At 38.7% G+C, this 16,053-nt stretch carries 12 protein-coding genes and 1 pseudogene; 6 read left to right on the forward strand and 7 right to left on the reverse strand.

Annotated features, from left to right (window positions below; all coding sequences use genetic code 11):
- On the reverse strand, window positions 1-1,006 hold a 1,006-nt coding region (locus QZ562_RS14090), incomplete at its 3' end, for an AMP-binding protein (RefSeq protein ID WP_293761294.1).
- Window positions 1,007-2,134: 1,128 nt separating this feature from the next.
- On the opposite strand from QZ562_RS14090, the gene cynS reads away from it, so the two are divergent.
- From cynS to QZ562_RS14105, 3 genes are all read left to right on the forward strand, one after another.
- Window positions 2,135-2,575 (forward strand): cyanase, encoded by a 441-nt coding sequence (gene cynS / locus QZ562_RS14095; RefSeq protein WP_293761297.1) that lies wholly within the window; start codon window positions 2,135-2,137, stop codon window positions 2,573-2,575.
- A 100-nt stretch (window positions 2,576-2,675) separates the two neighbouring features.
- On the forward strand, window positions 2,676-3,488 hold the full coding sequence (locus QZ562_RS14100) for a formate/nitrite transporter family protein (protein ID WP_293761300.1): 813 nt from the start codon (window positions 2,676-2,678) through the stop codon (window positions 3,486-3,488).
- A gap of 84 nt (window positions 3,489-3,572) precedes the next feature.
- Entirely contained in the window at window positions 3,573-5,321 is a 1,749-nt protein-coding gene (locus QZ562_RS14105; protein ID WP_293761303.1) for a bifunctional protein-serine/threonine kinase/phosphatase, read from the forward strand.
- Window positions 5,322-5,494: 173 nt separating this feature from the next.
- On the opposite strand, the gene QZ562_RS14110 is transcribed toward QZ562_RS14105, so the two are convergent.
- On the reverse strand, window positions 5,495-7,360 hold the full coding sequence (locus tag QZ562_RS14110; RefSeq protein ID WP_363315364.1) for a sigma 54-interacting transcriptional regulator: 1,866 nt from the start codon (window positions 7,358-7,360) through the stop codon (window positions 5,495-5,497).
- Window positions 7,361-7,779: 419 nt separating this feature from the next.
- Here QZ562_RS14110 and QZ562_RS14115 point away from each other — a divergent pair, with 419 nt between their 5' ends.
- Both QZ562_RS14115 and QZ562_RS14120 read left to right on the forward strand, forming a co-directional pair.
- Window positions 7,780-8,193 (forward strand): nuclear transport factor 2 family protein, encoded by a 414-nt coding sequence (locus QZ562_RS14115; RefSeq protein ID WP_293761366.1) that lies wholly within the window; start codon window positions 7,780-7,782, stop codon window positions 8,191-8,193.
- Between the two features lie 33 nt (window positions 8,194-8,226).
- Entirely contained in the window at window positions 8,227-9,441 is a 1,215-nt protein-coding gene (locus tag QZ562_RS14120; protein ID WP_293761306.1) for an alginate export family protein, read from the forward strand.
- A gap of 403 nt (window positions 9,442-9,844) precedes the next feature.
- Here the strand turns inward: QZ562_RS14120 and QZ562_RS14125 are convergent, their stop codons facing one another.
- From QZ562_RS14125 to QZ562_RS14145, 5 genes and pseudogenes are all read right to left on the reverse strand, one after another.
- Complete coding sequence (locus QZ562_RS14125) at window positions 9,845-10,138, reverse strand: DUF6488 family protein (RefSeq protein WP_293761309.1); 294 nt, start codon at window positions 10,136-10,138, stop codon at window positions 9,845-9,847.
- A gap of 413 nt (window positions 10,139-10,551) precedes the next feature.
- Window positions 10,552-10,791, reverse strand: a pseudogene (locus tag QZ562_RS14130) (HupE/UreJ family protein); the annotation flags it as partial.
- 177 nt (window positions 10,792-10,968) lie between these two features.
- Window positions 10,969-11,991 carry an alpha/beta hydrolase gene (locus QZ562_RS14135; protein WP_293761312.1) on the reverse strand — a complete coding sequence of 341 codons (1,023 nt, stop codon included), beginning with the start codon at window positions 11,989-11,991 and terminating at the stop codon, window positions 10,969-10,971.
- Window positions 11,992-12,034: 43 nt separating this feature from the next.
- Window positions 12,035-12,805: an SDR family oxidoreductase gene (locus QZ562_RS14140; protein WP_293761355.1), complete on the reverse strand. Its 771-nt coding sequence runs from the start codon at window positions 12,803-12,805 to the stop codon at window positions 12,035-12,037.
- A gap of 58 nt (window positions 12,806-12,863) precedes the next feature.
- Window positions 12,864-14,330: an NAD(P)/FAD-dependent oxidoreductase gene (locus QZ562_RS14145; protein ID WP_293761358.1), complete on the reverse strand. Its 1,467-nt coding sequence runs from the start codon at window positions 14,328-14,330 to the stop codon at window positions 12,864-12,866.
- 195 nt (window positions 14,331-14,525) lie between these two features.
- On the opposite strand from QZ562_RS14145, the gene QZ562_RS14150 reads away from it, so the two are divergent.
- A complete protein-coding gene (locus tag QZ562_RS14150) occupies window positions 14,526-15,551 on the forward strand; it encodes an AraC family transcriptional regulator (RefSeq protein WP_293761360.1) in 1,026 nt (341 codons plus the stop codon).
- Window positions 15,552-16,053 lie beyond the last annotated feature (502 nt).

The following is a 16,053-nucleotide window of genomic DNA, read 5'->3' on the forward strand; positions in this document are numbered from 1 at the left end:
TCTCTGACATGCCCCATGCTTCACTAATATTAATTCCTAATTTTTCATACCATTGTAATAAAGAAAGAGGTATTGGAGCTGTACCTGAAGCAAAGTACCTTGCACATTCCAATCCTAATTTTGTTTTTATTTTTTTAGCTATAATTTTGTTAATAATTGGGATTGAGATTAAAAAGTTTAACTTTTTTTCAGGCATGCTTTTCAATATTTGGCTTTGGAATTTTGACCAGAGTCTTGGTACTGAACCAAACACAGTTGGCTTAACGTAATTCAGGTCTTCAATAAACGTTTCAAGAGATTCGACAAAGTATATTTCATATCCTACGAAAAGTGATGACGCTTCTAAACTTCGCTCAACAGCGTGCGCTAGAGGAAGATAAGACATTTGGCGATCATTCGACGTCATGTTAAATTTTATTGCTGTGATTTGTGCAGCCGATACCCAGTTTTTATAGGTTAATACAACACCCTTCGGCTCGCCTGTTGAACCCGACGTATAGAGTATGGTGGCGGTATCATTTATAGACGCTTGATGAACGTTTTCAATAGGCGGATATTTGCTTAACCAAGATGTAAATGATTCTGTAGTTGAAACGGTAGGGTAAGGAAGTGCTATCCGCAGTATATCTGTATTAATTGCTGATTCGGCTGCGCTTGTGTCGTCTAATTTACCTACGAATATAGCTTTCAAGTCTGCGTGTTTAATTACAAAGCTTATCGTGTTGTGATGCGCAGTTGAAAAAATGGCTACAGGTATATAGCCAGCCATCATTATCGCTAAATCGCTAATAATCCAATGAGCACAGTTTTTTGACAAAATACCTATTCTTGAGCCTTTTTCATATCCCTGCGATTGTAAGCCCTTTGCAATACAACGTGCTTGATGTTCTACCTCTGTCCAAGTGTATTTTTGCCACTGCCTTTCAATGGGTTGATGCAAGTAAACCTTGTTTGGATTATTTTTACTTTGCTTTAGTAAGTTTTGAACGGGAGTGGTATATGTCATGGGTAGCACAATATCCTTATAGAACGTTAGCCTGTTATCACGCTTGATTAGCGTTTTAGATTAATACTCATAGTTAATACGCTAGTTTGGAGCACTTAATTAGTGTATTAACCTATCATTTAGGTAGGTTTTAGTATAATCATGAGCAAGTCAAAATAGCCATTAAATCACAGTCTTTTAGAGTTGTTGTACTGATAGGTTTATTTTATACCTCGTTTTTAAAATGTACAAAAATAAGCAAACTCAAACGAACGGCTCGATGAAATTGAATTAGTTTGCACAACATATTGTGATGCTTTATGACATTGCACTGAAGCCCACAAACATTTTGATTCGTGTTTTTTCTTTTTTTAAAAATAAGAGTAGCGATTAATACCTCAAATTGTTGCACCTGTAATAGCACTTTAAGCCAAATCAAAATATCCATCAATGCTAACGATTCATCGCCTCTTAGGTTGACAACAACTACTTTTAACACATCATTTTAAGTACTATTTTGCTGTTCTTATAGAAAAAGCTATGACGTCATCTCAATAAAATTGATAACACCAACAAAGCATTTTTTTGGCCTCTAAAACTGGATTAAATATTCCCTTTCAATAGATTTTCGTCTATTTCTATTACTGATTTGGAACATGCAACTTAAATACTTAGATCATAAAGACATAACAAAAATTCCGGAAAACTGAGTTATGGAGTGAACAGACATACCGACTTACATCGCTGCCAGTAATAATTTGACTATGTCGTTAATATACATAAATCACGTCATTAACATTATGCTAAAAGCTTGTGAAAATAATTTTCTACACAGGATGGCTCGCTCTTTTATTTAATAAAGGGAAGCAACTCAGGTATCAGTTAGACAACGAAATTACGTTCTCCTTTCAACGATAAACCGTTATCACCGAAATATCGTTGCTCCAATAATTTCAAATAAATAATTTTTCCTTTAAAAACATATAGATAATTTTTTTACTTGGTTGGCATGGTTATCGCTAATAGCTAACTAACTTGCCGATAGTTCAGACTACTAAGAAATACGATGAGCTAACGCAAGTGTGCTTACCTCACCACTTTTCAATAATAGGTGATGATGGTCTTTATTAATTTGTTAAGGAAATTGTTATGAAAAAAATCGATGTTACGGAAGCCATTTTTTCAATTAAAGCTGAAAAAGCATTAACTTGGGAAAGCATTGCACAGGCAATCGGTATGTCGACGGTGTGGACAACTTCTGCATGTTTAGGTATGAACAGTTTTCCTGCAGTAGCGGCTGACAAATTGGTAGCCTTTTTAGCATTACCGTCTGAGGCAAAAGCTGCATTGATGGAATATCCAACCAAAGAATGGGATAAGTCGGTACCGCAAGATCCATTAGTCTATCGACTGTACGAAGTTGTTGGTGTGTACGGCGAGACTTTAAAAGAAGTTATTCAAGAAAAGTTTGGTGACGGTATTATGAGCGCTATTGATTTTACAATGGAAGTAGAAAAAGAAGAAAATCCCAAAGGTGATCGTGTCATTTTAACCTTAAACGGTAAGTTTTTACCTTACAAAGCCTGGTAATTAAGAAGTGTTGTGAATGATTAAGTCATAGGCTAATTTGTTGGCCTTATTTTTGAAACATAGTTAGATAAACCAATTTTAAACAAGTGAGAATGAATAAATGGCGTATATTGAACCTAGTGAGTTTGTTACCAAAATGGTGGATGCAGGTGAATCAAAAATTTACATGTCAACCAAAGATACTTTAATCCGTGCATTTATGGCGGGGGCTATTTTAGGCCTTGCAGCGATTTTTGCCATCACAGTAGCGGTAAAAACTGGGAGCCCATTAGTCGGTGCTGTTTTATTTCCCGTTGGCTTTATTATGCTGTATTTGATGAAATTTGACTTGTTAACAGGCGTTTTTACCTTAGTGCCTTTGGCATGGTTAGATAAACGACCTGGCGTCACCTTTTCAGGCATAATGCGAAACTGGGGACTGGTATTTGTCGGTAACTTTGCCGGCGCAATGACCACCGCATTTTTTATGTCCTTTATTTTGACCTACGGCTATTCAATTGAAGGTGGAGCCATCGCAGAGAAAGTCGCCACCATCGGAGAATCTCGTACAGTGGGTTATCAAGAACATGGTTTTGCTGGTTGGATAACTATATTTATCCGTGGCATGTTGTGTAACTGGATGGTGTCAATGGGAGTCGTTGGTGCAATGATTTCAACTTCAGCTGGTGCCAAGATGGCCGCGATGTGGATGCCCGTCATGTTATTCTTTTTTATGGGTTTCGAACACTCAATTGTCAACATGTTCTTGTTCCCATTCTCTATGATCATGGGCGGTGATTTTACTGTTTACGATTATATAATTTGGAATGAATTACCCACAGTGCTGGGCAACTTAGCCGGTGGATTGTTACTGGTGGGTTTACCCTTGTACTACACTCACGTTAGAACTTCTGCAACGCGAAAACTTGTTTAATGCTTTGAAATGCTTCATGACTCATTTTGAATGCTAATATGCAAAGCCCTATAAATTAATTTATAGGGCTTTTTTCTTTGCAATTTGTCTTACGGGAACAAAATTATCATTGATACCGATGAACCAATAAACCAGCCTCTTACCGTGAGTATCGGCCATGCCTCTGATAAAGGGGTTAAGCCGATAAATCAAGACTTCAGTGGCAGTAGTATACCCAATGAACCCTTACTTAGCAGCAAAGGGATTGTGTTGGCCATGGCCGACGGAATTAGTTCGAGTCAAGTCAGTCAAATTGCCAGTCAAACTGCAGTATCAGGTTTTTTAGAAGATTATTATTGTACCTCAGACTCATGGTCGGTAAAAACGTCGGTACAAAAAGTGGTTAAATCAATTAATAGCTGGCTGTGTGCACAGACATGCAACAGCCCTTACCGATTTGAAAGAGATAAAGGCTACATATGTACATTTAGTGCTTTGGTCTTAAAGTCCAATACTGCCCACCTTTTTCATTCTGGAGATACTCGCATCTATCGCTTGTCAGGTAACAGTCTCGAGCCTTTGACTAAAGACCATAGAAGAGTTGTGTCTCCTGAAGTCAGTTATTTAACCCGAGCGTTAGGTATAGAACAAAGCTTTGAAATTGATTACCAAACTCAACCCATAGAGCAGGGTGATGTATTCGTTTTGGCAACAGATGGCGTTTATGAATTTATTGACACTGTACAAATTGTAGAAGCGATTCACCATGCAAAGTCGCTAGATTGTGCTGCTACAAGGATTATCCAACAAGCACTGGATGCGGGTAGTGATGACAATTTGAGTGTACAAGTTGTGCGTATCGAGCATGTACCTGATTATGAATTACATGAAGTGCAGCAGATGACCAAGCTACCGCTACCACCAGAATTAACCGCAAGAATGATATTTGATGGTTATGAAATTATCCGAGAAATCTATATCAGTAGTCGCAGCCATGTTTTTTTGGCTCTGGATTTAGACAATCAACAAAGTGTTGTGATCAAAATACCGTCTACAGAGTTGCGTAATGACAGTCAATATCTTGAGCGTTTTATGCTTGAAGAATGGATTGCTAAACGGGTCAACAACCCGCATGTTGCCAAAGCAATTAAACCTACCCGACAACGTCATTATTTATATTTAGTCAGCGAATATATTGAAGGTATATCCCTCCACCAATGGATGATTGATAACCCTAAACCCACACTTGAAACAGTTCGAGCTATCGTTGAGCAAGTGGCTAAAGGCTTGCAAGCCTTTCACCGCCAGGAAATGATCCACCAAGATCTGCGTCCTCAAAATGTAATGATTGATCATTTAAATACTGCCAAAATCATTGACTTTGGCTCAACCTATATTGCCGGTGTGACAGACACTAAAAAAGAAAAATCTGTGCCAGGCACCATACGTTATTCAGCCCCAGAATATTTCTTAGGTCATCAAGGAACTCCATGTTCAGACTTATATGCTTTGGCGGTGATGACTTATCAAATGTTGTCTGGCAGCTTTCCTTATACCCCTGATATTGCCCAAGCTACAAGTGTGCCTGCCCAGCGTAAATTAGTTTATAAAAGCTTAATAGATAATGATTCAAATCTACCACCTTGGATTGATGATACATTGCGCAGAGCACTGCAAATAAGTCCTCTAAAACGTTATGGTCAGTTATCTGAATTTACCTATGACCTGCGTCATCCAAATAAGTTATTTTTGGCTAAAACCCGCCCGCCTCTTCTGCAGCGTGATCCCCTGATGTTTTGGCAAAGTGTTAGTTTTATATTTTTTGCGATTATAGTGGTGCTGTTATCTCGATAGACAAGTTATCGTCGATAAATCTAGTCACAATAAGCCGTTACACCCATATTTTTTTATTTCTACAATGTACAGATAAGGACTAGGCTTTAATCTTAACAAAAATATTTTGATCCTTGCGCTTTAGTTATAATTGAGTTGGTAGCAAACATTATTCACATGATATTGACTCCATTTTATACTCGGAAAAGATGCATCTTAATATTATATTTTTTTATCCTAGAAGCCAATGTAGTGGGTTTTAAGCCAAGAATAGCTGCGGCGCCGTTTTCACCATAAATTCTTCCACAAGCTTGTTTGAGTGCTAATTCAATACTTGAAATATCCAATTTTACTTTTTGTATTTCATTTGTTGGCTTAATTACAGGCTGAACATTATCTTGTGACTGCTTTGATATTACCGACGATAAAAAATCGAACTTTAATCTATTATCATTTGATAGGATTACCTGACGCTCAATAATGTTTTCTAATTCTCGGATATTCCCAGGCCAATGGTAAGCTTTCAAATATTCTAATTGGGCCAATGACACTTTGGGCCGTGATTTATTCGAGCGACTGCACACCTTTTCAATAAAGTGTTTGGTTAGCATAGGTAAATCGTCTAAACGTTTTTTTAGTGCAGGAGACTCAATAGGAAAAACATTTAAACGGTAGAATAAATCCTCTCGAAATTTCCCTCTTTCTACCTGAAGTTTGAGATTTTGATTTGTGGCAGCGATAACACGGACGTCGACACTACACGTTTTAGAATCGCCTACTCGTTCAAATTGTTGTTCTTGAAGCACACGCAACAACTTACCTTGCAACTGCAACGGGATTTCTGCTACTTCATCAAGAAATATGGTACCGCTGTCAGCTAGTTCGAAACGCCCTGCACGATTTGATATTGCACCTGAGAACGCACCTTTTATATGGCCAAAAAACTCACTTTCAAAAAGCTCAGCTGGGATAGCAGCGCAGTTCACACGGATCATGGGGCGAGCTTTTCGTGCACTAGCCTCGTGGATCGCTCTTGCAATCAACTCCTTGCCAGTTCCAGATTCGCCTGTGATCAATACGTTTGCGTTAGTAGGCGCGACTAATTCGATTTGATTTACCATTTGTTGAACTGCAGCACTTTGGCCAATGATTTGATGATGGTTAAAATCTGCTTTGATTTCTTCTTGCAGGTAAGCGTTTTCTAACTCTAAACGCTGTTTTAATGAGTCTACTTCACGCATAGCATTCAATAGTTTTCTTTCAGTTTTTTGTCGTTCTGTGATGTCTCGGAAAATCACCACTGCGCCTATCAGGCTGCCGTTATCTGTCACTGGGGTACTGGTATATTCGACCGGAATTGCCTGGCCTGATTTAGTCCAAAATACTTCATCATCAACACTGTGTACCGAACCATCGTGAAACGCCGCGTAAATAGGACAATCACCCGGGTGATAATGGCTACCATCTGTATGAGTGTGGTGGATCATATCGTGAATATTTCGACCGACAAGTTCGTTTTTATTCCAGCCAAGCATGAACTCTGCTGCAGGGTTGATAAAAGTAGTGCAGCCATTTTCATCTACGCCATAAATACCGTCACCCACTGCCGACAAAAGCAGTTGGTTTTGGCGCTCAATCTCTTCAAATACTGTTTCTGTTCTAGTCCAATGGAAGAACCCTCCATGATGGTGTCTATCAGCTGAGGATTTATGGCGTAACCTAAACAAGTCTATGCTGTCGCTAAAACTGAATATAAGCAGGGTGTTTTCATGTTTCTCTATCACAGACACTGAAGTTTCAAGTGGTACTGAGTCACCAGGTACAGAAAAAAATAAATTTTCACTCCATGCCCATCCGTGATGCATAGCAGCGCTGCTTAATGTATATAACTCTGGCAAACAATCCTTAAACAAGCTGGTTACGGTGATCGTTTTATTTGTGACATCGCCAAGTAAAAAAAGTTGTTGCGCCTTAATATTTGCTGCAAGCATTTTATTTTCGAATGGAGCGACTAAAAGTTGTGCTTGTGGGGCGTGTTCAAAAATATCTCTTTGTAGCATAACTCTACCTGTTTATGGCCTTTCATTGTGTGTATTAACGATATCTTTCAAGAAACGAGCCAATAACGAAAATTCGTTTTTAGTATCACGAAAATTCGTTTAACCCGAAAAATCGTTATGTACTCAAATCCTAAAAAATAAAAAAACACTAATAAAAACAATGAGATGAAAATATTATAAAGTGGCACATCTTTCGCAATATTAAAAATTGTAAGGTTATAAAAATATTTTATATCAACACATCAAATCGTTTTTAAATAACAAGGCTTTTATTTTAGATGGCGCTCTGTATACGGGCATTGATGCACACTAATCGAGCAACAGGTAAGTATATATCTGGTGAGATTCTGCACCATTCAATCAGATAATCTAGCAGAGTAAATAAGGGCTGAACGTTAGCCTAAAACAGGAATTTAATGATGCAAAGCAAACCACCTTTTCCACCTTTTACCTTAGAAACAGCGTTACACAAGGTAAAAATGGCACAAGATGCATGGAATACCAAAGATCCCGAAAAGGTTTCACAGGCCTACACTATTGATTGTATGTGGCGTAATCGTAACGACTTTTTTAGCGGCAGAGAAGCTATCAAAGCATTTTTAAAGCTTAAGTGGCACAAGGAAAAAGCGTATCAATTAAAAAAGACACTCTGGTGTTTCAAGGATGATCGCATAGCCGTGTGTTTCGAATACGAATGGCATGATCACGTCGGTCAATGGCATCGATCTTATGGCAACGAAAATTGGGAGTTCACAGCAAGCGGCCTAATGAAAAGTCGACAAGCCAGCATTAACGATATGCTAATCAAAGACAATGAGCGGAAGTTTTTTTAACTCATTGTCCTAGTTAAAATGAAAGAGAAAATTATGAAATTATATAAAAAAACTACATTTAGTATTGCCTTAACAACAGCGCTTATGGGTGTCGCCAGCATTCAATCAACACAGGCCAATACTTTTACCGAGGCTTTAACCACGGGCACTGCCAATTCAGATATTCGTCTGCGCTACGAGGATGTTAAGCAAGATAACACAGCGCAAAACGCCAGTGCTTTAACTTTACGTACCCGTTTAGCTTACACCACTGACTCCTTTAGTGGCTTTTCGGCCAAGGTAGAAATGGAAGACAACCGCATTGTGTTAGGTAAAGGGAATTACACCGTTGGTCCAACAGGCTTTAACTCAGGTATTTATTCCGTCATTGCTGATCCAGAATTTACTGAATTGGACCAAGGTTATATTCAATATAAAAGCGAAATTTTCTCAGTTAAATTAGGTCGTCAGGTGATCACCATGGATAACCATCGGTTTGTTGGCCATGTTGGTTGGCGCCAGGATAGGCAAACCTTTGATGGTTTATCAGCCCAGTTTAGTCCGGTCGAAGACTTAAGTCTGAAATATGCTTATATAAGTCAACGTAATCGCATCTTTGGTGAAGTGGCTGACGTGGATACAAAAGATCACTTACTAAACGCCTCCTATAAAACTTCTGTCGGCTTGCTTACCGGCTATGGTTATTTACTAGAAGTGGACAACAATACCAACAACTCTCTTGATACCTTCGGTCTGCGTTTTTCTGGTAGCACTAAGGTGGGTGAGACGAAGATTTTGTATAGCGCGGAATTTGCCCATCAAAGCAGCGAATCAGCGGCTACAGATTTCAACGCTGATTACTTAAGACTGGAATCAGGTGCCATATTTAGTGGAGTAACAGCTAAAGTGGCTTATGAAGTGCTTGGCTCCGATAAAGGCACCTACGGCTTTGCAACCCCCCTTGCCACCTTACATAAATTTAATGGTTGGGCAGACCAATTCTTAGGTACACCGACTCAGGGTTTAATCGATCTTTCTTTTACTGTGTCAGGGAAAGTTGCAGGAGGAGGCTGGACTGTTATTTATCATGACTTTACCGCGGATGATGCCAGCGTTACTGTTGATGACTTAGGTAGTGAACTTGACCTTCAGTACACGCGTAAATTTGGCAAACACTATTCAGCAGGGATTAAATACGCTGCGTATTCTGCCGGCGATATTAAAGTGGATACTGATAAGCTATGGTTGTGGGTAGGAGCAAAGTTTTAATTCGGACATTTGAATTTCTAGTTTAAGAGGATAATATTTATTGAGCTATTTATCCTCTTTGTTCTCTTTTTAATTCGTAAGCATAATCCTAGATATTTACCACATCACTTAGACTCATGGCGTTTTTAAAATATTTTTTGCTTATTATTTTATATTATCCACTGAATGGTTATTAAACGAGATGTATATCGTTTAGTGGGTCCCATGCCTTCAATGACACATAAAACAGTGATAGAAAATGATTAGGTGTACTTTGATATTGATTCTGTTCCTGGAGCAAACATCAACTTAACTGCACTCAGGCCCTAGGTTGGTTGTGTGTTTTGTTATATTAAGTTGGAGAACGTTAACGGTTTCGATTGGAAGTATCCTTAACACCAAGCACTTCTCCATCTTTGTTATTTCAAAATATGTGATGCTTTTTGTCAGTTGTATTAGTTGCGCTGATGGTAAAAGTTTCTTCTAGTACCTGCTCTACCCTAAAATTTGAATCTGATAACAACTTCCAATTAGCTTCAAGCTCACCCACTTTAAAACCAAAGTCTGTAAACGTTAACTGTTTCGCCGATTTATTGGCAATATTGAGCGCTATTTCACTGCTGATCGCATCATGACTTAGATGTGAAAAAACAACACTCGATGCAATAGATGCAATAATTAAGACTTTTGATACTACTTTGCGGATGATCATTTTCATGTCTATAGTCCTCTACTTTTACTCTTTAAAACTAATAACTTCGTGTTGGCCTTCAACAATTAATTGAAAGGTAACAGACATGTCGCTGTTATTTTTCCAATACCGTCCATGCGGACAGGTAAACAGTGACGTAAAGCTCCCTTTCATCTGACTTAGCGCAGCGATTGCGTAACTAACAAAGTAACCTGTGGTGTCAGATTGTGGCTCACCATGCTAGTCAAAATGAAGAGGTTCACCATCAGTTAGCTATTCGAATGTAATCTTCTCATACTGAGTCATCCGAAACTTGTATTCGATATCTTTGCCTACAGTCGCTATCACTTCGATTACCTGTTAACTTTTTTCTGGGGTGGCAGAGATGTTATTTTTTGTATGCCTCTAATGTTATGATTCGCCAATGCTCTTAAACTTAATTAGTGCCTAATATGTGTGGGATCAATATTGTATTTTGCTGGAAGCAAATAACCGGTGAATTGCAACCCAACCAACATCAGACCCGCACTCTTTAACATCGTATTAGCTGTAGTTGCAAAGTGTTGGAATGACGTTGATTTTCGCCAATAACTAATGGCAATAACGATAAACGCGAGGGCTATAAATTGGCTAAGTTCAACGCCAACATTAAAGGCAATCATGCTAGCAACAAGGCCATCTGATGCTAATTCAAATTAATACACGGTGTTAATTCTAGCGAACACCTTTATCGCCAGAACTAACACAGATTGGCAATCATATTGATAATTAAGAGCTAGACATAAGCTGGTGTGTTACAAAATAAAGAACAGTCATACCTTTATTAAACCTGTTCACATTTCAATTAAAGTTAAAGCTTAATGATTAAACCTGTTTAAAGCCATAGCCACATTATGAGTCGCCTGTTTGGCGCGAGCGCTCAGCGCTGTTACTGATATAAAACCATGCATACAATCGGCATAGTGTTCGTGATGTGTTGTTATATCTGCCGCTTTTAGCCGGGCAGCATATGCCATTCCATCATCTCTTAATGGATCGAATCCTAAGGTTAAAATATAGCTGTCTGGAGACTCGCTAATGTCGTTTGTTAAAAGCGGACTGACTAATGGAAGCGCGGCTTCGTCTAAAGAATTTAAATAATGTTGTCTAAAATAATCCATCAGATCCCGTGTTAAAAGTAACTGTTTATTGAAACTTTGATAAGACTCCGTCAGGCCTTGTAAGTCCAGCATGGGGTATAGTAATAACTGAAATAACGGTTTTACTTTGCTCTGGACTGGGAGGTCTTTTTGCAATGCACTAAGTCCAATTATGCAAGCTAAATACGCGCCAGCGCTATCGCCACCCACACCTATATACTTTGGATTTATATTCAGATTTTGATGATTGTCATGGATATAGTTCCAAGCATCAACAGCATCACAAATTGGTGTTGGAAATTTATATTCAGGGGATAGTCGGTAATCTACGGAAATAATATTCATGTTGCCATGTTTGGCTAAATATCGGCAAAATCGATCATGAGTATGAATACTTCCGATTACGCAGCCACCACCATGAAAATACACTAACGTTTTCAGAGACGTTTTTTGCATTGCGTAATACGTACGAATTTTTATTGTTGTAGCGCCGCTGTTATGTGTACTAACAGGGACATGCATATCGACAACCTGATGCATCTCAATTTTCTTAAGACCTAGCATTTTGTCCATCATCGAAAATGTATGTCTGAATAATTTGGGTGGCAGCTTGTGAAGTGGCGGCATGAATGACAAGACCTTCGCAATCATTAATTGCTTGGCTTCTAACTGCCCACTCTGTAGTTTTTTACTTTCTTGGTATTTTTCATCTTTTTCATTTTCTTTGTTGAAATCATTCATTCTGCATGACCTTTTTTACGATTCTTTTGGTGGATAAAAATTTTTATCGACTCAAAAATTTCATAACTAAGCGATTGATATACGCGGGAGAAACAGTACTCAGGAAATGAAGTAAACCATAAGATACGCTGACTGTTCTATGAGTATTAGGTTGCCTGACTTGTTTATCAATCACAGCCACTACGTCTTCAGCGGTTAGATGAGTGCCTAATCGTTGCATTACTTTTGCAGTCTTTTTCTGTGAATTGAACATATTAGTAGCAACAAATGGCGGCATGACATCACATACTCGAATGCCATATTTTTGCCATTCGAGTTCCAGCGCCTCCGTTAGCGCTTTTACTGCGAATTTACTAGCCGAATAGCTGGCTAATTCTGGCACACCATAATCACTGCTAGCTGATGACATATTTACAATGGTGCTTTTGCTATTATTTTTTAAGTACGGCCATGCTGCTTGGCATAAATTGATCACCCCCATTACATTCACACTTATCACTCGCTGGTGCTGGTTGTTATTTATATCTTCAAATGCGCCAACGTCTAAAATTCCAGCATTATTTAATAACACTGATAAGCTATGATCATTCCCATTACAAAACTCAGACATGACTTGCTGAGCTTGTGAAAAATCACTCACATCCAATGGGTATAAAGCAATTCGAGTCTTATCCCATTGTTCAGTAACTTCTTCTAAGAGGGCAAGATTTAAGTCGGCCATCGCAACCACATAACCCATTTTATGAAAATGCCGAGCCGCAGCTAAACCGATACCGGAAGCTGCACCTGTAATAAATATGCTGTTTGTATTCATGTAAGAGACTCCGAATTAACTATCTGAATAACTCTCATATTAACTATCATATTAACTATCAAAATGATCTTGTCTGAATATGTTCCATCTGCGGATCTTTCATTTCATCAATCCATCTGCGCCATGTATATGGCCATAAAATAGGATCACCGTCGGCATCTAAATACCAGCTTTGACATCCACCCACCCAACTCGTGCCTTTTAAACCTTCTTTTATATAGGCATTAAATTCGTCAATAGCTTGTTGTTTAGCTTCAAATTCATCAAATTCATAGTGACGCCATTTATCAATCATTTTTATCAGGTAATCAGCTTGCACTTCGCTCATGGCGATAACAGAAAAGTTACCAATAGGCGTATTTGGCCCCAACATTAAAAAGAAGTTTGGGTAACCGTTTAGCATCATTGAACGATAGGCTTTGATTTTATGTTCCCAAGCTTTGTCAATATGCAAATTATTGCGCCCAATTAAGTTCATGGGACGCATAAAATTAAAGGCATTAAACCCAGTCGATAAGACCAGAACGTCTAATTCATGATGTTTACCGTCTTTGGTGATGATGCCAGTTGCGGTGATACGCTCAATTCCGTCAGTAATTAATTCCGCGTTAGGCCTCTGAATAGCTTTATAAAAGGTGGTATTGATGATGACCCGCTTGCAACCTACTTGATAGTTTGGTTGTAATTTTTCACGCAATCTCTTGTCTTTTATACTGAATCTTAAGTTGGCTTTGCACAAAAAATTTAATACATGTTTTTGTATAAAATGACCGGTTACTGCTTTGGTAAAAAAGTGCTCTAAAAAGGCTTTTCCCAAATTACGATGCATTTTTGTGAGCAATGGAAAACGGGTCATCAGTTTTCTCATGGTTTTTGAGAACTTAAAATCGGGTAGGTGCATTAACCATTGTGGAGTGCGTTGAAAAACAGACACCTTAGCCTCTGTATTAATCAATTCGGGGATAGTTTGAGCGGCAGTGGAGCCAGTACCAATGACACCAACACGGGTTGAGTCAGATATTTTCACGTCATGGTTCCACTGAGCGGTATGAAACTTGGCGCCTTTGAAGTCATCAATCCCTGGGATATCTGGAAACTTAGGGTGATGCAAGATACCCGTCGCACACACAATAAAATCTGCTACATAAGTCTGCTTTTTACTGGTTTTAACTGTCCATTTGCCACTATTATATTGCGCATCGGTAACCTCTTCGTTAAAGCGGATGTCACGCTTAACAGCGTATTTATCAGACACGTGTTCAAAGTAGTCTTTTATTTCAGGTCCTCGGGCAAAAAAGCGGCTCCAGTTTGGATTAGGTTCAAATGAATAAGTATACATGTGAGCAGGTACATCGCAGGCTGCACCAGGATAAGTATTTTCTCGCCACGTGCCGCCTACCGAGTTCTTTTTCTCTAAAACGACAATGTCAGTGATACCCGCTTTACGCAGTTTAATTACCATTAGAATGCCTGTCATACCTGCACCAATAATGACGACTGACGGGTTACGTTTTACTTGAGTCATGAGACACCTTAAATATAATTACTGCTTTTTGATAGGGCTACTTTGATTGTGATTATGCTGTGTTTCACGATTCAAAAAGAATTAACAAAAGAATTAACATATTGTATACATATCTAGAATAGAAAATTATTCATCATTGATCTACGCTCTAAATAGACTTATATTTGTGATTTTAAGACATGACTTCCATACATTATGCCAATTCGTAACATTACTAGTATACAAATCGTTGTTGCTTATGGCGGTGAATTGGGTATTGACGTGGACCTTTTGCTGCAAGGCTCGGGGCTAGTGAACTCTCAACTGACCGAACACGACTTACAGGTTGAAGATAAACAAGAGTTACATGTACTTAAAAATTTAATGAGCAATACCAGCAGCCCATTCAGGGTAGGAATGGAATTGGGTAGTCGTTATCACCTCACCAGCTATGGCATCATGGGTTATGCCTTGTTAGCGAGTAGCACTCCTAGAAAAGCAGTTGAATTAGGTTTACGTTTTTTAGATTTAACTTATGTCTATTCGAAAATTGAGTTGACCGAGATTAATCAGGATTTATCCCTAAGGTTTTCATGTGATATTGCTGGTGAATTAGGAAAGCTCATTTTGGCTAGAGATATGATGGGCGCTGCAATGGTCCAAAGAGAAGTGTTTGAAAGTGGCCATTTACCCATAAACTTACAGTTCACCTTACCTAAACCACCTGGCTTATCGCTAGATACTATGCAGCATATACTGGGTGCTGAGATTCAATTTAATGCAAATTATAACGGTATTGTCTGGATAGCCAATCAAATGGATCTCCCCTTGGTAAAAGCGAATGCCGGCACCGCTAAAATATGTGAACAACAATGCAGTCAGTTACTGCAGCAAAAACAAAATTGGAAACCAATAGAAAAGCAGGTTAAAAACACCCTATTGCATCTAGGTTTAACCTCGTCTATGCAAGATATAGCAGATTATTTATTCCGAACAACTCGCACATTACATCGCCAACTGAAACAAGAGCAAACCAGTTGGCGACAAGTCCGTGATAACGTACGAATTGGCATAGCAGAAGAGTTGTTATCGACCCCCATGCAATTGGATGAAATAGCGGACCGACTAGGTTTTAGTGACAGTGCTAATTTTAGTCACAGCTTTAAGCGCTGCAGAAATATAACCCCAAGCCAACATCGGAAGCAAACGATGCCTGCACCCATTTTAAAGAGGTCTAGTTAATATTCCATAGGCTTTTTTCTTGACTCTTTAAACGTTGACGGACTCAACATTGATGTCATGAGAAATTTACCCTGTCGGTACATACATTTTGCCACTGCAAATCCTTGCACGTTATTTTAGTTCTATTGAATTTTTTATCGTATTAATAATACACCTTAATCTGGCGTTAATTGCTGTAAGCGCATACGCCAGTCATGGTGTTTGCTAATGGATCGGGTGCTTGTGATTGGCAACCACATAGACTGTGACCATGCGGGAGTGGAAGCTCAGCGCTGTTTGAAATGATTATAAACTGGTACGCAGCTTCCCACCGTTTGGGGATAAACAATGGCGTTTATTGAATATTAAAACCGATCTGGTGGGTTTTATAATTTTCCTAATACACAACCTAAACTCTTCCAACAAACGCCTCTTGATTATCAGGTGTATCAGATTGGCATTAATATGGTAGAGGTAACTGATAATATAATGTGTGCAAACAATTAGTTAAAATATAAAACCG

The organism is uncultured Paraglaciecola sp. (assembly GCF_913058035.1).
GTDB lineage: Bacteria > Pseudomonadota > Gammaproteobacteria > Enterobacterales > Alteromonadaceae > Paraglaciecola.

Excerpts from the sequence above, each read along its gene's own strand:
- cynS (WP_293761297.1), top strand. The coding sequence starts at position 2,135 with ATGAAAAAAATCGATGTTACGGAAGCCATTTTTTCAATTAAAGCTGAA.
- QZ562_RS14100 (WP_293761300.1), top strand. The coding sequence starts at position 2,676 with ATGGCGTATATTGAACCTAGTGAGTTTGTTACCAAAATGGTGGATGCA.
- QZ562_RS14110 (WP_363315364.1), bottom strand. The coding sequence starts at position 7,360 with ATGCTACAAAGAGATATTTTTGAACACGCCCCACAAGCACAACTTTTA.
- QZ562_RS14115 (WP_293761366.1), top strand. The coding sequence starts at position 7,780 with ATGCAAAGCAAACCACCTTTTCCACCTTTTACCTTAGAAACAGCGTTA.
- QZ562_RS14120 (WP_293761306.1), top strand. The coding sequence starts at position 8,227 with ATGAAATTATATAAAAAAACTACATTTAGTATTGCCTTAACAACAGCG.
- QZ562_RS14125 (WP_293761309.1), bottom strand. The coding sequence starts at position 10,138 with ATGAAAATGATCATCCGCAAAGTAGTATCAAAAGTCTTAATTATTGCA.
- QZ562_RS14135 (WP_293761312.1), bottom strand. The coding sequence starts at position 11,991 with ATGAATGATTTCAACAAAGAAAATGAAAAAGATGAAAAATACCAAGAA.
- QZ562_RS14140 (WP_293761355.1), bottom strand. The coding sequence starts at position 12,805 with ATGAATACAAACAGCATATTTATTACAGGTGCAGCTTCCGGTATCGGT.
- QZ562_RS14145 (WP_293761358.1), bottom strand. The coding sequence starts at position 14,330 with ATGACTCAAGTAAAACGTAACCCGTCAGTCGTCATTATTGGTGCAGGT.
- QZ562_RS14150 (WP_293761360.1), top strand. The coding sequence starts at position 14,526 with ATGCCAATTCGTAACATTACTAGTATACAAATCGTTGTTGCTTATGGC.